General features: G+C 43.8%; 18 protein-coding genes. All 18 read right to left on the reverse strand.

The window, feature by feature from the left end; translation table 11 throughout:
- Positions 1-5 precede the first annotated feature (5 nt).
- The 18 genes from WA381_RS15410 to WA381_RS15495 all read right to left on the reverse strand — a co-directional run bounded on the left by WA381_RS15410 (position 6) and on the right by WA381_RS15495 (position 22,767).
- On the reverse strand, positions 6-2,066 hold the full coding sequence (locus WA381_RS15410; protein ID WP_156086447.1) for a DUF1302 domain-containing protein: 2,061 nt from the start codon (positions 2,064-2,066) through the stop codon (positions 6-8).
- A gap of 336 nt (positions 2,067-2,402) precedes the next feature.
- Positions 2,403-2,645: a DUF2835 family protein gene (locus tag WA381_RS15415; protein WP_044556800.1), complete on the reverse strand. Its 243-nt coding sequence runs from the start codon at positions 2,643-2,645 to the stop codon at positions 2,403-2,405.
- Complete coding sequence (pepN, locus tag WA381_RS15420) at positions 2,632-5,241, reverse strand: aminopeptidase N (RefSeq protein ID WP_156086446.1); 2,610 nt, start codon at positions 5,239-5,241, stop codon at positions 2,632-2,634. Before pepN ends, WA381_RS15415 begins: the two co-directional genes overlap by 14 nt.
- Positions 5,242-5,288: 47 nt before the next feature.
- Positions 5,289-6,764, reverse strand: a complete 1,476-nt coding sequence (nhaC, locus tag WA381_RS15425) for a Na+/H+ antiporter NhaC (RefSeq protein WP_014979337.1) — start codon at positions 6,762-6,764, stop codon at positions 5,289-5,291.
- Positions 6,765-6,836: 72 nt separating this feature from the next.
- Positions 6,837-8,171: a sodium-dependent transporter gene (locus WA381_RS15430; protein ID WP_014949544.1), complete on the reverse strand. Its 1,335-nt coding sequence runs from the start codon at positions 8,169-8,171 to the stop codon at positions 6,837-6,839.
- Between the two features lie 82 nt (positions 8,172-8,253).
- Positions 8,254-10,296 (reverse strand): carboxy terminal-processing peptidase, encoded by a 2,043-nt coding sequence (prc, locus tag WA381_RS15435; protein ID WP_014949543.1) that lies wholly within the window; start codon positions 10,294-10,296, stop codon positions 8,254-8,256.
- Between the two features lie 3 nt (positions 10,297-10,299).
- Positions 10,300-10,968, reverse strand: a complete 669-nt coding sequence (gene proQ / locus WA381_RS15440) for an RNA chaperone ProQ (RefSeq protein WP_014949542.1) — start codon at positions 10,966-10,968, stop codon at positions 10,300-10,302.
- 16 nt (positions 10,969-10,984) lie between these two features.
- Positions 10,985-11,275, reverse strand: a complete 291-nt coding sequence (locus WA381_RS15445) for a hypothetical protein (RefSeq protein WP_014949541.1) — start codon at positions 11,273-11,275, stop codon at positions 10,985-10,987.
- Between the two features lie 2 nt (positions 11,276-11,277).
- The gene (locus tag WA381_RS15450) at positions 11,278-11,733 is read right to left on the reverse strand and encodes a GAF domain-containing protein (protein ID WP_014949540.1); all 456 of its coding nucleotides are present in this window, start codon (positions 11,731-11,733) and stop codon (positions 11,278-11,280) included.
- A gap of 12 nt (positions 11,734-11,745) precedes the next feature.
- Complete coding sequence (locus tag WA381_RS15455; protein ID WP_014979336.1) at positions 11,746-12,477, reverse strand: SIMPL domain-containing protein; 732 nt, start codon at positions 12,475-12,477, stop codon at positions 11,746-11,748.
- A gap of 391 nt (positions 12,478-12,868) precedes the next feature.
- Complete coding sequence (locus WA381_RS15460; protein WP_041449846.1) at positions 12,869-13,990, reverse strand: pyridoxal-phosphate-dependent aminotransferase family protein; 1,122 nt, start codon at positions 13,988-13,990, stop codon at positions 12,869-12,871.
- A gap of 517 nt (positions 13,991-14,507) precedes the next feature.
- Positions 14,508-15,032 (reverse strand): gamma carbonic anhydrase family protein, encoded by a 525-nt coding sequence (locus WA381_RS15465; RefSeq protein ID WP_156086445.1) that lies wholly within the window; start codon positions 15,030-15,032, stop codon positions 14,508-14,510.
- Positions 15,033-15,042: 10 nt separating this feature from the next.
- Positions 15,043-15,903, reverse strand: a complete 861-nt coding sequence (gene tesB, locus WA381_RS15470) for an acyl-CoA thioesterase II (protein WP_014949536.1) — start codon at positions 15,901-15,903, stop codon at positions 15,043-15,045.
- Positions 15,896-17,776: a protein kinase domain-containing protein gene (locus tag WA381_RS15475; RefSeq protein WP_014979333.1), complete on the reverse strand. Its 1,881-nt coding sequence runs from the start codon at positions 17,774-17,776 to the stop codon at positions 15,896-15,898. Before WA381_RS15475 ends, tesB begins: the two co-directional genes overlap by 8 nt.
- An 83-nt stretch (positions 17,777-17,859) precedes the next feature.
- On the reverse strand, positions 17,860-18,738 hold the full coding sequence (locus WA381_RS15480) for a 23S rRNA (adenine(2030)-N(6))-methyltransferase RlmJ (protein WP_156086444.1): 879 nt from the start codon (positions 18,736-18,738) through the stop codon (positions 17,860-17,862).
- A gap of 147 nt (positions 18,739-18,885) precedes the next feature.
- The gene (locus tag WA381_RS15485) at positions 18,886-20,586 is read right to left on the reverse strand and encodes a dihydrolipoyllysine-residue acetyltransferase (protein WP_156086443.1); all 1,701 of its coding nucleotides are present in this window, start codon (positions 20,584-20,586) and stop codon (positions 18,886-18,888) included.
- Between the two features lie 16 nt (positions 20,587-20,602).
- The gene (locus WA381_RS15490) at positions 20,603-21,580 is read right to left on the reverse strand and encodes an alpha-ketoacid dehydrogenase subunit beta (protein ID WP_061485898.1); all 978 of its coding nucleotides are present in this window, start codon (positions 21,578-21,580) and stop codon (positions 20,603-20,605) included.
- Complete coding sequence (locus WA381_RS15495; RefSeq protein ID WP_014976583.1) at positions 21,580-22,767, reverse strand: thiamine pyrophosphate-dependent dehydrogenase E1 component subunit alpha; 1,188 nt, start codon at positions 22,765-22,767, stop codon at positions 21,580-21,582. The genes WA381_RS15490 and WA381_RS15495 overlap by 1 nt, the downstream gene beginning before the upstream one ends.
- Between the last annotated feature and the right edge of the window lie 17 nt (positions 22,768-22,784).

Consider the following 22,784-nt stretch of genomic DNA (forward strand, 5'->3'; position numbering starts at 1 on the left):
CACTCTTAGATTGCATATTTGATGTTAAATGAAACGAAGTCTCTGTCTGATAGCGCATTAGTAGTACCAATACCGCCCCAGAAAGCGCTGTACGACGCTGTTGCTGACCACTTGCTTAGGTAGTCGAACGTCAATGAAATTGCAGCAGACTTAACATCTTCTGTGAAAAGGAATAGAGGGTCTGGTGTTGTACCCTCTACATCGTGAGAGAATGTTGCACGAGCACGTAAGTTAATTCCGGCCATGACGTCGTTGTAATCAGCGACAGCAAGTAAGCGGTAACCCCACGCATCGTCTGTAGCAAACGGGTTAGTCTCTGGTCCGTCTGATAGCGCTTGGTGTAAACCTTCACGACTATTGCCATTGATAGGCTCTAGTGACGGCGTACGTGCTGTACCAGGCGCATTTAAGCGAATTACGTTCGGATCTGGCATATCTACAACGTTCACATAACCTACTTCGCCTAATAGTACGAAGTTGTCAGAGCCAAATTTAGGGCCAAACACGTGTGAGGCAGTAAACTGCATTTGCCATGTATCAGAGAATAGATAACCTTCCGCTGTTTCGCCTGGGCCTACTGCTCTTCCGATATTGTTTAGCTGTGAAATACCTTCTAAATCTGGACGTAGCCCAGCATTCGCTAGCTGCTCTGGCATACCCATGTAAAGCAATTCAACATCATCGATTTGAAGCGGCTCATCTACACGGTAAGCAAATTCACCCGCAAGAGCCGTAGTACCGATGTTAGTGTTAAAGCTCATACCATAAAGTTTGATATCTTCTGGGTAGAAGAACTCTGACTGTGTAAATGCACCCAGTTCAGTGATGTTGTCGCGAGTAACGGTATTAGACGCTAGGAACGCGAGATCCGCGCCAATTCCTTCAGCAGTAAAATCGGATGTCTTACCTGAAATAAGCGGGCGTTGGCTGTGGTAATTGATGTGATAGAAACTAAACTCTGTTTCATTCAAATTTTCAGCAAACCACGTCAAGCGTAAACCGTATTGACCCTGATCGTCCGCGTCATTGTGCGCTTCGTCAGAAAAACCGCGGATAGCCACTTTGGTTGGATAAGCAAGGTAGGCTTGCGAAATGTCAGCTGGATTAGCGCCAGAGCGAAGCAAATCGCCATATCCGTTTAACGCAGTGAGAAGGTGATCTAAGTCGATGTCTGGGTTACCACTGAAACCAAGCTGGATATTTTGGCGTTGACCGCCCTCACCTGCAAAGTCGTTGCCCGCGAAGTAGCTGCCAGAAACTGGAAGCCAGCTGCGTTCCCACTCGTATTGATAGTAACCAGAAATACTAACAGTATCTGTTAAACCTAATGACGCGTATACCATACCTACAGGAAGGAATACTTCTTTCAGTTCTGCGCCTGGTGCGCGTGCACGGGTAACGTCTACAGGGTTAGTAGTGTTAATACCATGCTGAATGAAAGTACTTTCACCCCAGCTGATTACCTGACGACCTACGCGAAGTGTAAGCGGCTTGTCACCAATCCACCAATCGCCGTAGAAAAATGCATCGTATAAACGTACATCGGTACAAAGTAGGTCTTCTGCTTCAGGATCTTGGCACAGGTCGTATTGGTTGCCCGTAATCGGGTTAGAATATGGGCGATCGCCGTCCATTTGCTCGAAGTCGTAGAACCAGAAGCCACGGGCGAAGAAACCATAGTCACCAAAATTAACGTCTAATTCATGGCTTCCTGAAATTTGCGTTGCAAATGCGTCACCTGGATCGTGCGCAAGGTTACCCAAATCACCGTTAGTTGAGTAACCGCCATCTGCCAGCGCCCACACGTCGGCACTTGGGTATATAGGGTTGAAAGCTGCGTGATAACCGCTCCAGTCGAATTGAGGCTGGTTACTGTTACCAATAAGGCTGTAATCTCTTGCCTCTGTTCGAATACTTGTAGCTAATGTAAATGTTGAATCTAAAGAAATACTTACATCACCTACTTGCCAATTTGCAGCGTGTGCTGGTACTGCAGCAGCACCTAGCAGTGAGAGAACTCCCGCTGCTACCGGTGATATCTTAAAAGCGCTAGGCCCGTTTTTCATATTTTTATACTCCCAAGTCGATGTGACTTAATACGTGACATCATGACCAACCATAACGATTAACAAAATCATTACATCATTTTGCCATAACCGCAAGAACTAATCCTACCAGTTAACAAAATTTACAACATTAGTCGTATCAAATAGTTATTGCTTTATTGTCAGTATAAAAGGCATTTATAAACTTGCAGGAAAATTGTACAAATCTGTTGTAAAGGAATGTTGAGGCAAATTACGTATTAGCGAAGGGATTCGAAGCGTTAACTGACTAAAGCATTTTTAAAGAGAATTTCAGAACCAAAACTATGTGGAGGGTGAGCTTGGAATAGAAAGGCCCTAGGCGAGCCTTTCGAAAGATTTAATTTTTTTGTTCGCATCGACAATCATCCTAAAACGACCTTTGATGCCATCCGATGTCACAAACTGGCGCAACCGATTAGTAGGAACCTGAACGCTAATCCCTGACTCACTAACCATTACCACGTCCGGCATTGACGGAACATAGAGCACCTCACATTGCTGATAAGGTGCGTTTATAGAAAAATAAAAGACGGAGTCAGACGGTCTAATGCTTGTCATAAGCAAGGCTTTTACTTACTTTTTCAAACACGTCTTTACTTAGGCCTTTGTGATTAAGCAAGCGCCCAAGTTGCTGCTTCATGTGAACCTGGTGTTCGCTTGCAAAGCCTTGCCATTGGGTTAAAGGTGTCACAATACGCGCCGCTACCTGTGGATTTACTGCGTCTAGCTTAAGTAAATAGTCGGTAACGAATTTGTATCCGCTGCCATCGAGCGCGTGGAACCTTTCACTATTATAGAATGCAAAACTACCTATGACAGAACGAACGCGGTTAGGGTTACTCATCGCGAACTGTGGGTGTTCGCACAACATAGTGATTGTTGCGAAAATATCGTCGCGATTTTGTGTCGCATGAAGCGCGAACCATTTGTCCAACACAAGAGGATCATGATTCCATGTTTCTTCGAATCTTTCCATTAACCTATCAAAGGTGGATGCACTACAGTGCTGGGCACTTCGCAACGCACCTAGTGTGTCAGTCATGTTATCGGCGGTGTCGAACTGAGACACAACGAGGTTTTCATGCTGTGACAATCTCGCCAAGTGAGCGAGCACCACATTTTTACAACGTCGTTGATTGACAGCTTCTTGGTTATATTGATAAGCCGTTTTCTCGATGTTGTTGAAAACTTGTAATAATTCTTGCTCTAGTGCACGAGCAAACTGGTCGCAAAATGCCTTTCTCGCTTTCGAAAGTGCAGAAACGTTAATATTGCTGCGGCTTTGACATAAGGTTTCAAATGAAGGGATAACTAAACACTCACCTAGTAACTCAAGATTGTTTTGCTCTTGTGCTATCGCGTGCTTGATACCGTCCCAGATGTCATTACTAATGGCAGAACCAGGTGACTCTTCTAGTTGTTTAACGCAGCGGTCATACAAAGTTTGCATTGCGTCCCATCGATTAAACGGGTCTTGAGCATATTTAAAGATAGTAAGTAGCGAACCTATTCCCAGCGGATTTTCTACCTTTGCTGGAGCAGAAAAATTACCCAATACTACGGGCGTCAATTGGTCAGTCTCTGCGTTGACAGTGAAGCGCATGGAGGCGTCTTTGAGAATAACCATTCCGTTTTGAATGACCGACTCATTATCTGTATAGGTATGACCCTTCTCGTCGATAATTTCGATGTTTACTGGTATGTACAGCGGAAGCTTTTCACTTTGATCAGAGGTGGCCGGCGTGTGCTGTGACAGTGTGAAAGTATGCTTCACTGCGCCATTTTCAGCATCTTCAGTACTATGCTCAACTGAAATTACCGGCGTACCCGATTGACTGTACCAGCGCGCAAATTGGGTTAAATCTAAATCAGTGGCTGACTGCATGGCTGAAATGAAATCGTCACACGTTACTGCCTGACCATCGTGCCGTCTAAAGTATTCATCCATTCCGCGTCTGAAGCCATCAGCCCCTAACAATGTGTGGAACATGCGAATAACTTCAGCGCCTTTGTCATAAACCGTCACCGTGTAGAAGTTGTTCATTTCAATGACTTCTTCTGGACGAATTGGATGACTCATTGCACTCGCATCTTCTGCAAACTGGTGTTCTCGCATAACACGAACGTGCTTTATACGATTACTTAACGCCGAAGTCATATCAGCGCTGAACTGTTGGTCTCTAAATACAGTAAGCCCCTCTTTAAGGCTTAGCTGGAACCAATCGCGACAAGTAACACGGTTGCCGGTCCAGTTGTGGAAGTACTCGTGCGCGATAACCGACTCAACATTGAAAAAGTCATCGTCGGTGGCACTTTTTTGATCGGCTAATACAAACTTACTGTTAAATACATTTAAGCCCTTGTTTTCCATCGCTCCCATATTGAAGAAATCGACGGCAACAATCATGTAGATATCTAAGTCGTACTCTAACCCGAACACATCTTCGTCCCACTTCATCGCCCGTTTGAGAGATTCTAATGCGAAAATACCTTGAGATTTTTTGCCTTTATCAACATAAAGCTCTAGCGCAACCTCTTTACCGCTAGTGGTGGTGTAGCTATCGGTAAGTAAATCGAAGTCACCGGCAACTAGAGCAAAAAGGTAGCAAGGTTTTGGATGTGGATCGTGCCATTTAACAAAATGCGCATTTTCGTCAACTTCGCCCTTGTCCACTGGGTTGCCATTGGCCAAAAGCATCGGTACTGATTTGTCGGCAACTACCGTCACTGTGTAGACCGACAAAACATCCGGGCGGTCCATGAAGTACGTAATGCGACGAAACCCTTCCGCTTCACACTGCGTACAATAGGCACCACCTGATAAATACAAGCCTTCCAGCGCTTTGTTGTGCTCAGGGGCAATGGTATTGGTAATTTCTATGACGAACTCATCAAGTTCAGTAACTACGCTTAAAGCGCTATCTGTTACTGTGTATTCATTATCAGATAGATGCGTACCGTTAATAGAAATAGAATCTAGCGATAAATTATCGCCATCAAGTACTAAAGGACTATCGTGCGCGCCATTACGAGTGACGGACAACGTGCTGATAACTTTGGTTTGCGTTGGGTGTAGCGTTATATGTAGGTCAACTGTCGCTATTGAAAAAGCGGGCGGCTGGTAATCCGCCCGGCGTTTAGCTTGAACTGACATAGATCCTCCTGGAAGAAAGCCTACGTGGGTTTAATTGGAACTCTGTGTTAAACCGTATCTTTGCTGTTTACTTCAACATGCGGTGGCGTAATACGTAAAATCTTAATACCTAAATACGCATAAATAACAGCAAGGATCGGGTTGATTACGTTGAAGAATGCATAGAATACGTAATCAAATGGATTGACTAATAAAACACTGTGCATGTAAGCACCACAGGTGTTCCAAGGAATAAGTGGAGACGTAAGTGTGCCGCCGTCTTCAAGGCTTCGAGAAAGATTCAATTGATCTAAACCACGCTTTTTGAATTCTTCTTTGTACATACGGCCTGGCATCACGATTGAAATATACTGATCCGCAGTAACCAGGTTGGTACCAAAACAAGTAAGAATGGTTCGGCTCACCATATCCCCTGCGGATTTTGCACCAATTAATATGGCAGAAACTGCACGCTTTAATAGGCCAACACGCTCTAATACGGCACCAAACGACATTGCACAGATGATCAACCAAATGGTATTTAACATAGAAGACATGCCACCACGAGAAAGCAAGCTATTTAAGTTCTCGTCAGGTGTTGAGAAGCTCACGCCATCGAAAAGCGCAGTCCAAACTACCTTCAACGCACCTACATTCACCGAGTCGTCACCACTTGCCATAGAAGTAACCACATCCCACTGGAATACAACTGCCCAAACGCCACCTAACAAAGCGCCGATAAAAACAGCTGGAAACGCAGGCATCTTTTTAATCGCTAAGGTGAGCAAAACGACAAGGGGGATTAACAAATGCCAACCTAAGTCAAAGGACTCATTTAACAAAAGTTGCATCTGCTCAATGCGTTCTGCTTTGGCTTCACCCACTTCACTAAAGCCTAGTACCGTAAATAGAATAAGCGCAATAACAAAGCTCGGAATCGTCGTCCAAAGCATGTAACGAATGTGCTCAAATAAATCCGTGCCCGCAACGGCAGGCGCTAAGTTTGTTGTTTCAGATAAGGGCGAAATTTTATCGCCAAAGTATGCACCTGAAACTACTGCGCCGGCTGTTATGGCTGCCGACATTTCCATACCTGCAGAAACCCCCATTAGCGCAACACCCACAGTCGCCGCGGTAGTCCAAGAACTACCTATACTCATTGCAACAACCGCACAAATCAGACAAGCGGCAGCATAGAAAAACGAGGGGTTAAGCAACTCTAAACCGAAATAGATAAGCGTAGGCACGGTTCCAGCTAGCATCCATGTGCCAATAAGAGAACCTACCGCTAACAGAATCAAGCAGGCACCTAAAGACATTGAGATACCGTCTACAATGCCCTTTTCGATAGTTTTCCAGCTGTAGCCATTTTTCATTCCAATGATAGCAGCTAAGCCCATCGCTAAAAGAAGTGCAATTTGGTTTGGACCGTAAGAAGAGTTATCGGCAAACAAATAAACTGCGCTTCCCATCATTATGACTAACGCAAGAATAGGAAGCATTGCATCGAGAAGTGACGGCGTTTTTATTTCTTTATTCGTCATTGTCGTTTTTTAAAACCTTATTATTGTATTTGTAACGCGTTAAGCGTGCTGTCCGCTTTTTACCAGAATGCTTTAGAAGACTGAGCGGTAGAACATAAGCGCAATGATAACGGGACACACAAAGCGAACGTACCAAGGCCAAATCTTCCAGAAAATGCTGTGTTCAGCAAACTGATCACCTTGTTTAAGTTCATCGAGTATTGCATCTCTGCGCCACACCCAACCTGCGAAAATACACAAGGCGAGTCCTAGTAACGGTTGGCTATACTCGGTAGTTAATGCGATAACAAAGCCGAACAAGGTTTCAAAATTTAAAATGATGATGCAGCTTAATACAAAGATGACCGATGCCATTAATAACACGGCCTTTTTACGTTGAAGACCTTTACTTTCTACCATAAACGCAACGGGAACTTCCAACATTGAAATTGAAGACGTGACGGCAGCAATCGCCATTAGCGCGAAAAAGGTAAAAGCAACGAAAAGACCTACGCTACCAATGGTATCAAACAGTGCTGGTAGTACTTTGAAAATCAGCGTGTCACCTTGGATTAACGCGCCTTCCGGTGTGAAGATTTCAACGCCGTTGTTTAATGCAACGTACATGGCCGGGATAATAAGCATACCCGCAATAACCGCAACACCGATATCGACAAGCGCTACCGACGCACCAATGCTAGGTAGATTTTCATTTTTACTTAGGTATGAACCATAAACCAGCATGGTACCCACACCTAGCGACATTGAGAAAAAGGCTTGTCCCATGGCGTTAATTAATAAGTCTGGGTCAAGAACGCGAGAGAAGTCAGGTACTAAATATGCTGACCAACCTTCTACGGCACCAGGCTGTAGGCTCACATAAACAATCAATGCAAGAATGAGAATAACCAATGTAGGCATCAAACGCACTGACCACTTCTCAATGCCGGACTTTACACCCCCGACAACGATAAATGCAGTTAAACCCATGAATAAGAAGCAGAAAATAATGTTACGCGTAACTGATGAAGTGAGTAGCCAGTCGCTAGCGCTCGTAAATCCCACCATGCTAACGGCAGCATCGGCGAAATAAACCAACATCCATCCGCCTACAATAGCGTAGAATGCAAGGATAAGTGACACGGTAACACAGCCCCAAATGCCCGTTAGCCTTCCGACGAAATTGCCCGATATTTTACCTAAAGCGTCAACCATATTTGAACGTGAACTACGTCCGATTATAAGTTCTGCCATAAGTACGGGATAAGCGAGTACAAAAGCCAGCAGTAAGTATACGAGAACAAATGCTGCGCCACCGTTACTTGCTACCTTTGTAGGAAAGCCCCAAATATTACCTAGTCCTACTGCCGAGCCTGCCGCTGCTAGCACGAACCCTATTCGAGAGGAAAATTCGCCTCTGATAGCCATGTTATTTCCCTTTATTATTGTTTTAATAATTTATAGACACAAAAAAAGGGCTGGCCCTAGACCAGCCCTTTTTTCTAATCACTTAATTTCTTGTGATAGCGTAACGGCCTGTTTCGATCATATCGAATGTAATATTGGCTGCCTCGTCCAAGAATGGATCTAATTCTTCCATATCTTCAGGTAGGTCGTCCAATGTTGTGACAGTTTCCATTCCCAATCGCTGTAAACGTTCGTTAGCACGAGCAAGCGACTTCTCTTCCGCCTCTTTCTTCTCGCCTTCACGTACAGATTTAACTAATGAGATGAAGTTCTTGTCTTTATTTTCCTTATATTCCTTTATGTCGTCTTGGATATAAGAAAACTCAGGATCTTGTAAAATACGTTTGTTGTGCTTCGCTGTTAAAACATCAAGCGCAGCAGTACCGTCTGCAAACGTCGTATAGTTAGCGCGATTGATACTGTCCCATGGCAACGCATTTTCCGCTTGGCTTTCTCCCCATTCAGCTGGTTCAACCGCCGATGGATAAAGAATGTCAGGAATAACGCCTTTATGCTGTGTGCTGCCGCCGTCAATGCGATAGAACTTGGCGATAGTAAACTGAACACTACCTAATGGGTTGTCGTAAAGGTCGTAAATTTTACCTAAACCGCGATGCTGCTGCACTGTCCCTTTCCCGAAGGTTTGTTCACCTACGATGAGAGCACGGTTGTAGTCTTGCATCGCTGCCGCAAAAATCTCTGACGCAGACGCGCTATATCTGTCAACTAATACGGTTAACGGGCCATCATAAGCCACTTCGCCATCTGTATCACGGTTAACGCTAACTTTGCTTTGACCGTATCGAATTTGAACCACTGGACCTTTTTCGATAAATAGGCCAGTAAGTAACGTTGCTTCGGTTAGAGAACCACCGCCATTACCGCGCAAGTCTACGATAACGCCTTTAACGTTTTGCGCTTTCAAGCTTTCTATTTCTTTAGCAACATCCATACTAAGGTTGTTGTAAAAACTTGGAATGGTGATTACACCTAGAGGTTCACCCGCGTGAGGACCAGTCTCTGGCACATATACTTCCGATTTGGCTGCGCGATCTTCTAACTTAATTTTATCGCGAGTAAGGCTAACAACCGACGTGGTTTTCGCGTCCGTGGCTCCTTTTTCAACCTGTAGACGAACAGTACTTCCTTTCGGGCCTTTAATTAACTCAACCACTTCGTCCAATCGCCAACCAATCACATCAACAAACTCTTCGTCGTCTTGTGCTACGCCAACAATTTTATCCTCTGGTTTTATTGCGCCAGACTCGTCTGCAGGACCGCCAGGTACAACGCTTTTGATTACCGTGTAATCATCTTCGCTTTGCAATACTGCACCAATACCTTCGAACGACAAGTTCATGTCCATTTGAAAACGTTCAGCGTTACGTGGAGATAAGTAACTGGTGTGAGCTTCAATTGTACGTGCAAATGCATTCATTGCAGTTTGAAAAACGTCTTCGCTCTTTGCTTGCTTAGTGCGCTTAATCGCTCGTGTATAGCGTTTGGTAAGAAGCTCTTTCGCCTCTTCCCACGTTTTGTCTGCAAGTATTAGATTCAACGCGTCGTATTTAACGCGTTGACGCCAAATTTCATCCAGCTCAGCTTTATTAGCTGGCCATTCAGCATCTTCTCTGTCGTAAAAGAACTTATCGCCTTCTTTTTCAAAGTCGAACGGGCCTTTCTCTAACAGCGCAAGTGCAAATTCATAACGCTCAATACGTCGTTTTGCGCTTACGTTATACATATCATAGGCAACAGAGAGGTTGCCTTTACTCAGCGCATCATCAAACAATGTGCGGTATTTCTCAAAACCCACAACATCAGACAGCAATAACACTTGTTTATTGTGATCTAATGAATCGATGAAGCGCTGGTAAACTCTAGCTGAGAGTGCATCATCCAACGAAATTTCCTTGTAGTGCGCCCTGGTAAAGAGTGCGCTTACTCGCTTAGCTGCAACACTGTGTTGAGATTCCTGTTGTAAAATGGGAAGCTCGTCTACCTCTGGTGTTGACGTGACTGCGCCTGCTCCTACCCCAACGGTAAGAAAAGCACTGGCGATGGAAATTCGAAGGATGTCTCTCATATTTTACGACCTCTTGGAGCGTGCCAAACGTAAAGCGTCTGCGTTTACTTTAACTACCATGCCTGAGTCTAATTGAACGTGAATGCCATCTTTAGCTACTTCGGTAATTACTGCAGGCATAGGTGCTTTACCTAATTTAACGGTAACTTGCGTACCTTGCTGTAAATCGCTATCTGTCAATTTCGCAGGTGGTGTATTGTTTGGTCTGTTATTTTTCGGTTTAGTTCCGCGCTTAGTATCAGCATGGTCCGAATTTGCAGATTTTTCACCTTTTGGACGATTAAATTGACGTTTATCTTTTCGCTTAGGCTGCTGAGCTAGCTTAGCTTTGCGCTTTTCAGCTGCTTTTGCTTTGCTTTCTTCTAACTGCTGCTGCGCATGATCAGCGTGTTCTTTTTCAATTGCATCGCCTTCAACGCCGTCTAAATCTACACGGTTTGCACCTTCTTTGATGCTATGAAGATAGCGCCAGCTGTTGGTGTAATGTCGTAGTGTAGAACGAAGTAAGGTTTTGCTAACGCGTTCCTCTTCTTCTAAACGTGTGGCAAGATCTTGAAAAATACCGATCTTAAGTGGGCGGGCCTCGCCTTCAATGCTAAAACATTTCGGAAAGGTCTCTGCAAGGAAAGCTATCACTTCCTTACTGTTGGTAAACTTCTCTGGTGATTCCATTAACTTTCTAAATTATTCAGGAGATTTCATCGTTACTTGCATCATCCCAAGTTGCCAGCGTGTGGTCAACCCAATCAAGCAATTCGTCGTCATCTATTTCTAATAAATGCTTATCTTGTTGCCAAGATTCCCATGCGTAGTGCAAAATTTGCTCTAAACGCTGTGTTTCAATATCTTCTTCTGCATTGTCGTACACCGCATGTAAGATGAAATTTAAACGTTCAGATGCCTCATCTGGGTCATCATGAAAGTCTTCCATATCCTCATACGTGGATAAAACAACGTGAATATCAACACTGGATTTCATAATTATTTCTGCGAATCCATAAGAATTTGAGCAATTTCAACGAGCCCTTTTTCGTCTTCTTCGGTAAAGCGTTCAAAAACAGGGCTGTCGATATCAAGTACGCCAACCAGCACATCGTTTAGCACTAGTGGAACAACAATCTCAGAGTTTGACGCAGCATCACAGGCAATGTGTCCTTCGAACTGATGAACGTCTGCTATACGCTGAACAGTTCTGGTACTTGCACTCGTTCCGCAAACGCCTTTTCCAAGTGGAATGCGAATACATGCTGGTTGCCCCTGAAATGGACCGAGTACTAACTGCTCTTCTTTATAAAGGTAAAAACCTGCCCAATTCACCTCTTCGAGGCTATTGAAAAGCAGCGCACTTATATTTGCCATGTTAGCGATAAGATCGTGCTCGCCAGAAACCAAGCTTTTTGCTTGGTTTATTAACTGACCGTACTGTTGTTCTTTCAAACGAATTTCCTGCTATTGAACAATGTTAAAAGACACATTAACACGCGCTTCTATGCGCTCTTGGCCAGGTAAAGACATAGACATGTCTTTGGCAAAAGCTTCTGCGCGCATTACTGGAATCGGCATATTGCCACCAGATTCTGAGATTGCAACAACTTCACCTACTTCAATCTCTAATTCTTTTGCTAATAACTGTGCACGTTGCTTTGCGTCTTTTACCGCAGAGATAAGTGCTTTTTGATAGGCATCGCCTTCACCAACTGAAATAAAGTTGAATTGTTGTATGCGATCAACACCTCGTTTAAGCACGCCATCTAATACTTTGTCATAAGTTTCAAGGTCAGTAGATGTGACGGTGATATCTCGTGACAACGTGAAACCTTCTTGCTGACGGCCTTGAGGCGTATTGATATAGCGAGGTTGTAAGCGTACTTGCATACTCTGAATGTGCTTTTCATCTATACCTTGATTAAGCAAGAACTTAACAATAGAGCGGAGGTCCGAATCAAGCTGAGTGTTCAGTTTACCTACTGTATTACCTTCTTCTTCAACAACGAGTGTGACTGAATAAGCGTTTGGTGTCACTTCTACCGCTCCTACGCCTTGCACATTTATAACCGCTTCTTGTGCGGCCTGTGCGGAAACCATAGGTGCAGATAAGGCAATAAATGATGATGCTAACAATGCTTTTTTAACTACACTTTTAGCTGTCGAATAAGTATTAGTACGCGTGATCATTTTCATAGAGATTCCTTTTTTATGGTGCCTTTTAATTACGTTACCTAAAGGATAAATATTTAAAACTGAATAGTTTATGAATATACGCAATAAACGAAATCTTAGCACTGAACTGAGACGAGAAGAGATATAACTTCGCCGAGATGTACTTTTTATGAGGCAAGACCAAAAAATGGATAAGTAATACCAGTCAACTTGATGTAGTGCCACTATACCTGCGGTAACACGGCGTGATTACGAAGATTTTAAATCTCACTGAGTGGGTAATGATCTATGCAAACTGATATCAAAGCGCGATGTTAGATGGGTTTTATATGCTAAATGATTAAAAGCCAACCGTTCAGCTAAGCATCTCGCTGAACGTGTTGACCGAAAAGATTAAAAGGCGCTAAGCGTTTTACTTAAGCACAGTGCGCAACGCAGCAAGGCAGTGATCGATATTACGGGGTTTACATGCATATCCCATAAGACCAATTCGCCATACTTTACCGGCATGATCGCCTAAACCGGCGCCGATTTCTAAATTAAAATCTTCAAGCAATTGCTTGCGAACGGCAGCATCGTCTACGCCGTCTGGAATTTTAACTACATTTAATTGAGGCAAACGATAAGCACTGTCTACCGTTAGCTCTAACCCAAGTTCACTTAGACCCTGCGCAAGTTTTTCATGACCCAAAGCATGACGCTGCCACGCATTTTCTAAGCCTTCTTCTTTTAAAATCAGAAGTGCTTCGTACATAGCGTACATACTGTTGACAGGTGCGGTATGGTGGTAGGCACGCTTGGCGCCCTGCCCCCAATAACCAACAATCAAGTTCATGTCTAGAAACCAGCTTTGCACTTTCGTTTCTCGGTTTTGAATAACGTTAACTGCTCTTTCACTAAATGAAACAGGAGAGATACCCGGCACGCAACTCAAACACTTCTGTGAACCTGAATAAATAGCGTCAATGCTCCAACCGTCAACATCTAACTCGATACCTCCAAGAGAGGTAACTGCATCAACAATGCTAAGACAATCATACTTTTTAGCCAGCTCGCAAAGCGCTTTGGCTTCATTGCGTACGCCCGTAGATGTTTCTGCGTGAACAAAGGCAAGGATCTTAATATCCGGATTGGCTTTAAGGGTGTCTTCTACCACATTAAGGTCAGTTTGCTCGCCCCATGTATTGTTGACGGTAATAGCCTCACCACCACAACGCTCTACGTTTTCGACCATTCGATTGCCAAATACGCCGTTAATACACACGAGTACCTTATCGCCTGGTTCTACAAGATTAACAAAACATGCCTCCATTCCTGCTGAGCCCGGAGCAGAAATAGGCATAGTAAGTGCATTCTCAGTTTTAAACGCATACTGTAAAAGCTGCTTGGTTTGGTCCATTAACTCAATGAATAATGGATCGAGATGGCCCAGGGTGGGTCTCGCCATGGCGTTTAAAATTCTGGGGTTAACATCGGATGGTCCTGGACCCATCAAAGTCCGTTCAGGGGGAATAAAAGTAGAAAATGATTGCATAATCCATCCTCGTATTAATGTAAGAGCCTGTTTTTAGAGTCAGTATCACGCATATTTAGCATGAACGTTGACGTCATACTACAAGGATAATGGCATGGTACAACCGTCTGTTTTCAACATAACTTACATGAATGAAAGTATGTCTATATATTTAACAAGGGTATACATTAACAACGCTTCATCACGTGGATAAAATGTGTGCAACATGTGGATATAAACTGTACACTTTTTGCTCAAAAAGCATCACATCCGACCAGTATTTAGTCCATTGATTACTAACGTATAAGTTCTACAATTTAATCGACGTAGAGAGTGTAAGATAAAATTCACACAAAAATTGTTTATAATTTAAACAAATGTATTCTATACTCATTGTCCGTTTAAAAGATTTTATTTAAACTCTCCCTGTAAAAGTTAGCGCACGGCTCAGCAATGAGCCATTCCCCTAGGCCCGGAACGTTTGTTCTGGGCATTTTTTATGGGGATTTAAAATATCACGAACAGCCCAGTCTTAGTTTCAGCTATCAACTGGCTGTAATGATGACCTATATGTTTTGGCGTTATCTACGTAATGTTCAGCGGACGCTTTTAGTTTGGGTTCGATCTTCTCATCAAATGTTCTAATGACTTTACCAGGCGCTCCAACTACTAAACTGTAATCTGGAATTTCCATGTTTTCCGTTATCAAAGCGTTTGCGCCAATGATGCAGTACTTTCCAATTTTTGCACCGTTTAATACGACAGCGTTAATTCCTATCAAGGAATAGTCACCAATCTCACAGCCGTGAAGCATGACTTTATGTCCTACTGTTACCCCTTCACCTAGCACTAAAGGAATACCTGCATCGGTGTGTAATACGCTGCCATCTTGGATATTCGTATTTTCACCAACGGTTATCTTGTCCATATCGCCGCGTATAACCGCATTGAACCAAACGCTTGAACCCACTTTGAGTTCAACATTACCAATAACATGTGCGCCTGGCGCTATAAACGTACTTTCATCAACAAGCGGTGATGTAGAACCTAATTTGTAGCGCATTACCCTCTCCCTATTCGTCTACTTTTCTCATTAATCCTTCTTGCATGGTTGACGCAACAAGTTCACCATTTTGGTTAAATATTTGTCCGCGTACCAAACCTCTAGAGCCTCCGCTAAAAGGACTCTCCATTGCATACAATAACCATTCGTTCATATTGATTGGGCGGTGGAACCACATAGCATGGTCTATAGTTGCGATTCGAAGTGATTTATCGGTTACCGCAACACCGTGTGGTTGAAGCGACGTACTGAGAAAGTGATAATCTGACGCGTAAGCAAGCGCAGCTTGATGAACAGTCAGTGATGCATTCATTGTGTCTCTTGCTTTTAACCAAATATAACGCGTCGGTTCGCGTTTCGCTGACTGGTAAGAGTTAGCTGCATCTACCGTGCGGATATCTACAGGTTTATGATAGCTCAACGCTTCTTGCATAGGCCGTGCAATTTTATTGAAGTTAGCTTCATAGAATTCAATGTCAGACTGCACATCTTCCGGCGCAGGCACATCTGGCATTGTTGGGTTTTGATGCTCCATGCCATCTTGAGGAACCTGAAAAGACGCTGTCATGTAGAAAATATTTCTACCATCCTGAATGGCTTTAACCCGTCTAGCAGAGAAACTTCTGCCGTCTCGCACTACTTCAACATCGTAAACTACAGGCTTTTTAGCATCGCCTGGTAGTAAAAAATAAGTGTGGAATGAGTGTGCGACTCTACCAGCCTCCACTGTTTCGTATGCAGCTGCTAACGCTTGCCCCAAAACTTGTCCACCAAACAAGGCGCGGAAGCCTAAATCCCAGCTTTGACCTCGATAGATGCCAGCTTCCACTGTTTCGAGTTCAAAAAGTGACGATAGTTTAATCTCAGACATGTTGTACTTTCTCTTCAATTACTGCTTTTGGGTTTCGCGGGTAGTACTTTTCAGGCAATTTTGCTTTATGCTCGAAAAAGCGCGTATCTTTATAGGGTAACTTCATAAACCCTGAAATGCCTAGCCCTTTTATTTTGGGAATTTGCTGAACGAGTTGCGCTAATAATGCGTGGAAGCGCTCTTCTTGGCTGTGATCAAGCAACGTGTAATAGTTGTGAATTTTCAAATGCCGCGGTAATGCTTCAAATATAATACAACCCGTGTGATGTATTGTATTAAGTTGAACGATGGTATCGATAATCTCCTGAGGCAGCTTTAATAGTTCGTCCGGATCATCGCCATCTTCGAAATATGAGTGAGTACGGCTTTCATCTTTTTGTGCAGAAACCCGTGATAGTTCGTAGGGAATAAACATACCGCCTGCTGGTTTAAAGTCTTCATCTTCACTTTCGCGTTCAATGTGTAGCGTGTTTTTGGCGTTGAACATACAACATTTGAACACCGCGGGCTTGTGAATAGCCCTTGCTAAATTAATGACATTATTCACTGCTAAATCAAACGCTGCTTTCATTGATTCATCATATAAATTCAAGCTTGAATCGACATATATACCTTCTGGCTCCCAGCGCACAGCCATACCGCCAACTACAGGGTAACGGCCTAGTCTGCTTATTGCAGAAACAAATGCTTTTTCGGTATCCCCCATGCCCTGTAAATAGTTTTTGTAGTAGCGGTCAAATTGCGCATCGTCTATATAACGAAGTTCCTCTACGTCTTTTTCATCTAACGAGTCAGACAGTCTTGCCTGTTGGCGTAGGTAAGATTTTCGAGAGCTGTAAACAACGGTTTCAATATCAGCACGGTTCTGAGTGTGGGCCAGCCATGTAGGGATTAACGGAGTATATTGTGTTGGCTTGTCTTGAGTGAAAACCATATTCTTCAAAACGTGGAGATGATTAAACAGGTAATCTCCGCCTTGTCTTCTCTTTTCTGGATCTTCACTGAGCATGTGCTCAAGGATATTAGCAAGCATTTTAGGAAGACCAAGGGATGAAGGTGTAATAACCTTGCTTCCGTAACGACACGATTGCCCTGATGCCAATGCATATAATGTACTGGCCAAGCCTTGTTCATCGAAGCGGGGGCTGGAGAGTGCGCCATTAAGCTGCTCCTCGCCAATAAAATAAACATCGCCAAGTCGAGCATTAGTTTGATGCAGTTCACCCGACATTAAATCCATTACATTGTTACCCACATATTGCCCAGTGATGTCAGTCTGTGCGAACACTGAAGAGCCCCAATCAATCAATCCAACCGATTCATTTTCGGCATCCCAAACCAGATTCGAGGGCTTTATGTCTCCGTGCACAATGGGTTTAATTTCTCCATTTTCACTGTATTGGCGAAAACTGGATAAAAGTTCGCCGACCTGCACTGCAATTTTGACGATAATACGGGGCGAAAGTGGGCCTGTTTTCAAGCTGACCTTTTCTAGGTCTTCGCCAGGTGCGCGCCCCATAACTAAGATGGATTGTTTGCGTATTTGTTGATATTCAATAAACCGTGGCACAAACTCATGATTAACGTGAGAAAGCATAAATGCTTCCTCCTCTAGTCTATCTTGCACATGCTGCGGCAACGTTATTCGCGAAAACTTAAATACCCGTGATTCACCGCTTGGCGCGTTCCCTGCAAACGCAAAACCAAAGGCCCCTTTACCTAAAAGTTCGATGTCACTGTAACCCAACCCTTCTAACTGTGAAATGCAAAGGTTTACCCAGTCTTTTAGTTTTTTCGCATCCGCATGGGATAGCAAATATATCGACTGCTCATCAGGTATATAGAAATGTTTTAGGCCTTTGAGTTGCGACATATTTTTTACTTCACACTTTTAGTGACTTTTTGAAACAGATTAATCAGCAACAATACGACTACCATTGTTAAACTGCACAGCAATCAATTATCTTCGTTTATCCAGGTAACATGCGCTGTAGCGTGATAACCTGCTTCATTTTCACCTAGCATACCAACAACGCTTTCTAACGCGCTTTTTAAATTAGTATCTAGCTGCCAAGGCGGGTTCAAAACGAATACGCCAGAACCATACATTCCGGCATCAGCGGTATTTTCTTCCACGCATATTTCTGCTTTAAAACAGGGTTTACCTAATGCTGCAAGCTTCTCGCTCATAGTTTCACTTGCACCACTTTTGGCGCCAGCCCTCTCTGAAAGTAGTGGATACCACACTACGATTTGTGCCTGCTGCCAGCGTTTAAATACCTGTTCCACACCCTTAACAAGGTCGCTATATTCATTCACGCGCTCATAAGGAGGGTCGATTAAAATAGCACCGCGATTGGGTTTAGGTGGCGTGAGTGCACGAAGCCCTTCATATCCGTCTCGTTTGTGTACGTGGCTATTAAGGGTACGTAAACGGGATACGTTGTTGTCTAGTTTATCGAATTCCGCCGGATGAAGTTCCATTAGGTGTAAATTATCACCATCCCTTTTCGCTTTTGCGCTTATTGCCGGTGAGCCCGGATATTGTTGTTTTGCTAAAAACGGTTCACACAACGATAAATAGTCGGCCAACAAATTTGGCAAGTCCTGAACGCCTTTATCATCTATAAGCAAACGAGATATACCTGTCTCGTACTCTTTATTTTTTGACGACATGGCATCGGTTAGATCGTACGCACCCGCGCCTGCGTGGGTGTCGAAAAGCGTAAAAGGTTTATCTTTTTTCTTTAATGCGTTGATAACGCCAATCCAACAAAGATGTTTGATGACATCAGCGTGGTTGCCCGCATGAAAGGCATGTTGATAACTAAGCACAAAACCTCAGTAAAATTTTCGTTTGTTTATAGTGCTCTATAATAACGTTAACGCGCTTTGAGGTATACAAATCAAAAAAGGGCCAATAGTTTTGCTATTGGCCCTTTTAAAATATTGTTACTGCAAATCAAATTGCTTTGAATGATATCACTTAAGGTGCATCAACATTTTTTCTGGCTGAGTTAGGTAACTCATCCATAGATTATTGAATCGCACCATCGTCGCACCATCAATAATACGGTGGTCACCAGACCAATTAACCGCCATGATATTTTGCGCGCTAACATTCCCTTCATCGTCAAAGCGTGGAAGTTTCTGCGTTTTACCAAGAGCAACAATAGCAGCCTCTGGCTTATTGATTACTGGCGTTGCGGTAATACCGCCTATCGCACCGATATTAGAGATACTAATCGTACCGCCTTTAAGGTGCTCGCCAGCCACGCGGCCCGCTCTGGCTTGTTCGATAATATCCTGCATTTGAACAGCAATATCTAACAGAGATAGGTCTTGAACACGCTTAATATTGGGTACAAGCAAACCAATTTTAGAGTCTACTGCAAAACCAATATTGTGATCTGCGAAGTAGCTTATCTCAGTGGCGTCTTCGTTAAGCTGACTGTTAATGACAGGGAACTCATTAAGTGCCAACGACATTGCTTTAACGAAAAACGGCATAAAGCTGAGTTTTACGTTCTTCGCTTCAAATTCAGGTTTAAGCAGCTTGCGAAGCGACATCAGGTTGTCCATTACCAACTCGTCACTGACTGTGAAGTGCGGGATAGTATAGACCGAAGCCGACATTTGCTTCGCCATCGCTGCCTGAATACCGCGTACTTTTTCTGTTCTAACGCTGCCTTTAAGCACAGTGCTTGTGCTATTCGAATCACCTTTTTCTGCGTTAGATGAGCTTGGCGCAGAAGATGTCGAATTTTGAGACGACGTGTCAACATTCGAATGTTGTAGATTCAACACGTCAGACTTAAGGATCCGCCCCTTTTTACCCGAACCTTCCACAGAAGAAAGGTCGATATTCTTTTCTCTTGCAACACGTCTTACCGCGGGGCTAGCCAACACCTTACCTTCTATAGCAATAGGTGGCTCGTATTCGCCGTCGCTGAACTTTGAAGGAGCAACTTGCGCTGATTGCTGACTTGAACCGTTTGTTTGCGTGTTCACTGAACTTTGAGATGCAACGCTTGAAGCATTGTTGTTTGCCGATGGTGAATCGTCATTAGTACCGCTAGTGGTTGTGACTTCACCGGCAACTTCTAGCGCAAACAATGCACTATGCACTTTCGCTATATCACCTTGCGCGTAATAAAGACGATGCACTGTGCCCGCGTTTTTAGCAGGTATTTCTACCACTGCTTTATCGGTCATCACTTCTACAACGGCTTGGTCTTCTTCTATTTCATCGCCTTCAGCTACATTCCATTTCACAATCTCACATTCAACTATACCCTCACCAATATCTGGTAGAATAAAGTCTTCAATGTGTTTGCCGTTTGAAGCGCTTGAAGAAGCACTGTCATTCGCTGTCGCTGTTTCAGACGCATTGTCTTTTACTTCCGCTTGCGCGTCTTCTTGTGTATCTGAGTTAGCGTCGGCATCATCTGGCGTCATAGAGAATAACGGTGCGTGCACTTTAGCAATATCGCCTACCGCGTAATGCAGTTTATTAACCACACCCGCATGCATTGCAGGAATTTGCACGGTAGCCTTGTCGGTCATTACTTCCGCGACAGGTTGATCTTCTTCTATATGCTCACCTTCAGAAACTAACCATTCCAGAAGTTCGCATTCAACTATACCTTCACCAATGTCCGGTAAGATAAATTCAATTGTCATTTCATCGTCCCCCGGCTTAGTAGTGAAGCGTACGTTTTATGGCTTCGTACGTCTTTGTTTCATCTGGCATATATTCTTTTTCGTGCGCCAAAGGATACGGCGTGTCTAAACCACACACTCTCGCAATAGGCGCTTCAAGATATAAGAAACAACGTTCCTGAATGCTCGCTGCGATTTCACTCGCAAAGCCACCCGTTAGCGGTGCTTCGTGGTTTATCAATAAGCGACCTGTTTTCATTACAGATTGCATAACCGTTTCAACGTCCCACGGTAATATGCTGCGTAAATCGATAATTTCACACGACACACCATCTTCAAGAGCCATTTCTGCGGCTTTTTGCAGAATTTCTATTTGCGCGCCCCACCCTAGTAACGTGATATCGGTACCTTCTTGAACAATATCTGCCTTACCTAATGGCAGTTCGTAATCTTCTTCAGGCACTTCCGATACCGAAGCGCGGTAAAGGCGTTTAGGCTCCATAAACAATACAGGGTTTTTATCGCGAATTGACGCAAGCAACAAACCTTTTGCCTGATAAGGGTCACGAGGGATAACAATCTTTAACCCTGGGCAGTGAGCGAAGAATGCCTCTGGTGATTGACTGTGGTAGTGGCCGCCTGCGATACCGCCACCATAAGGTGTACGAATTGTTAGCGTACCCACATCGAACTGACCGCCTGAACGGTAGCGCCATTTAGCCGTCTCATTCACAATTTGATCGAATGCAGGGAAAATGTAATCACCAAATTGAATTTCAGCAATAGGTACAGAGCCTTGTGAGGCCAAGCCGTTCGCGAAGCCAATAATGCCTTGTTCAGTAAGCGGCGTGTTAAAGCAACGCGCCTTACCAAATTTTTCTTGAAGGTGACTGGTTGCACGGAACACGCCACCAAAATGGCCCACGTCTTCACCAAAGACCATTACTTTCTCATCTTCGGTCATGGCTGTGATGAGTGCATTATTAATTGCTTGAAGTAGATTCATCTTAGCCATTATTTTACTCTCCCTGCTGTTTTAGGGTACATCTTAGGGTACTTCTTAATATGCGCTTTCAATTCACTGAGTTGTTCTTTTAAGTGCCAAGGTGCTGTGTCGTATACATCTTCGACAATGTCTTCAATGGCACATACGTCAGTCTTTTCACAACTCTTCATTGCTGCTAAAACGTCTTGTCTTGCTTTATCGACGCGCTTTTGGTTCTCAGCCTCGTCAAACCAGCCTTTGCTTTCTAACCATTTCGCCATACGAGCGATAGGGTCTTTTGCACGCCACTTATCTTCTTCTTCACGAGAGCGATAGCCTGTTGGGTCGTCTGACGTGGAGTGCGCCGCTAAGCGATAAGTCATGGCTTCAATAAGTACAGGACACTTTTCTTCAATGGCGATACGACGGGCTTCTTTAGTAGCTGCATAAATGGCTAACACATCGTTACCATCAACACGGATAGTTTTAATACCGTAACCTAAGCCACGCGAAGCAATGCCGTCACCCGCGAATTGCTCTTCTGCTGGTGTTGAAATGGCGTAGCCATTATTTCGGCAAAAGAAGATAACTGGGCAGTTTAAAACAGCGGCCATATTTAACCCTGCGTGGAAGTCTCCTTCAGACGCTGCACCTTCCCCGAAGTAACAGATAGTAACCACATCTTTACCCGACATTTTTTGACCATAGGCGTAACCAGATGCTTGAGGGATCTGTGTGCCTAGTGGTGAAGATATCGTCATGAAGTTAAGTGGCTTGTCACCATAATGGATAGGCATTTGACGTCCTTTGTTAGGATCGTCTTTATTGCTAAACATTTGGTTCATGAATTGTTCTGTGGTGTATCCGCGGTAGGCTAATGCGCCTTGCTCACGGTACTGAGACATGATCATGTCGTCGTCTGAGAGTGCTGCTGCACTTGCAACTGACGCCGCTTCTTCACCCGTGCTTGCCAAGTAAAAACTAATACGACCTTGGCGCTGTGCACCCACCATACGTTCATCCAATACTCGAATGTAATGCATGGTATTAAATATTTTTAATGCTTCTTCTTTGCTGAGGTCAGGTTCAACTGCTTTTTCAATGAGTTCACCTTCGGCAGAAAGGATTTGCAGCATTGGGATATCAACAACCCCTTTAGTAATAATTTCGACCTTATTTGTTGTTTTTACTTCGGCCAAATGATTTCTGTCTTTCACGTTTGTTCCCCTTAAAT

The organism is Alteromonas sp. CH_MED4-4 (genome assembly GCF_037029575.1).
Taxonomy (GTDB): domain Bacteria; phylum Pseudomonadota; class Gammaproteobacteria; order Enterobacterales; family Alteromonadaceae; genus Alteromonas; species Alteromonas macleodii.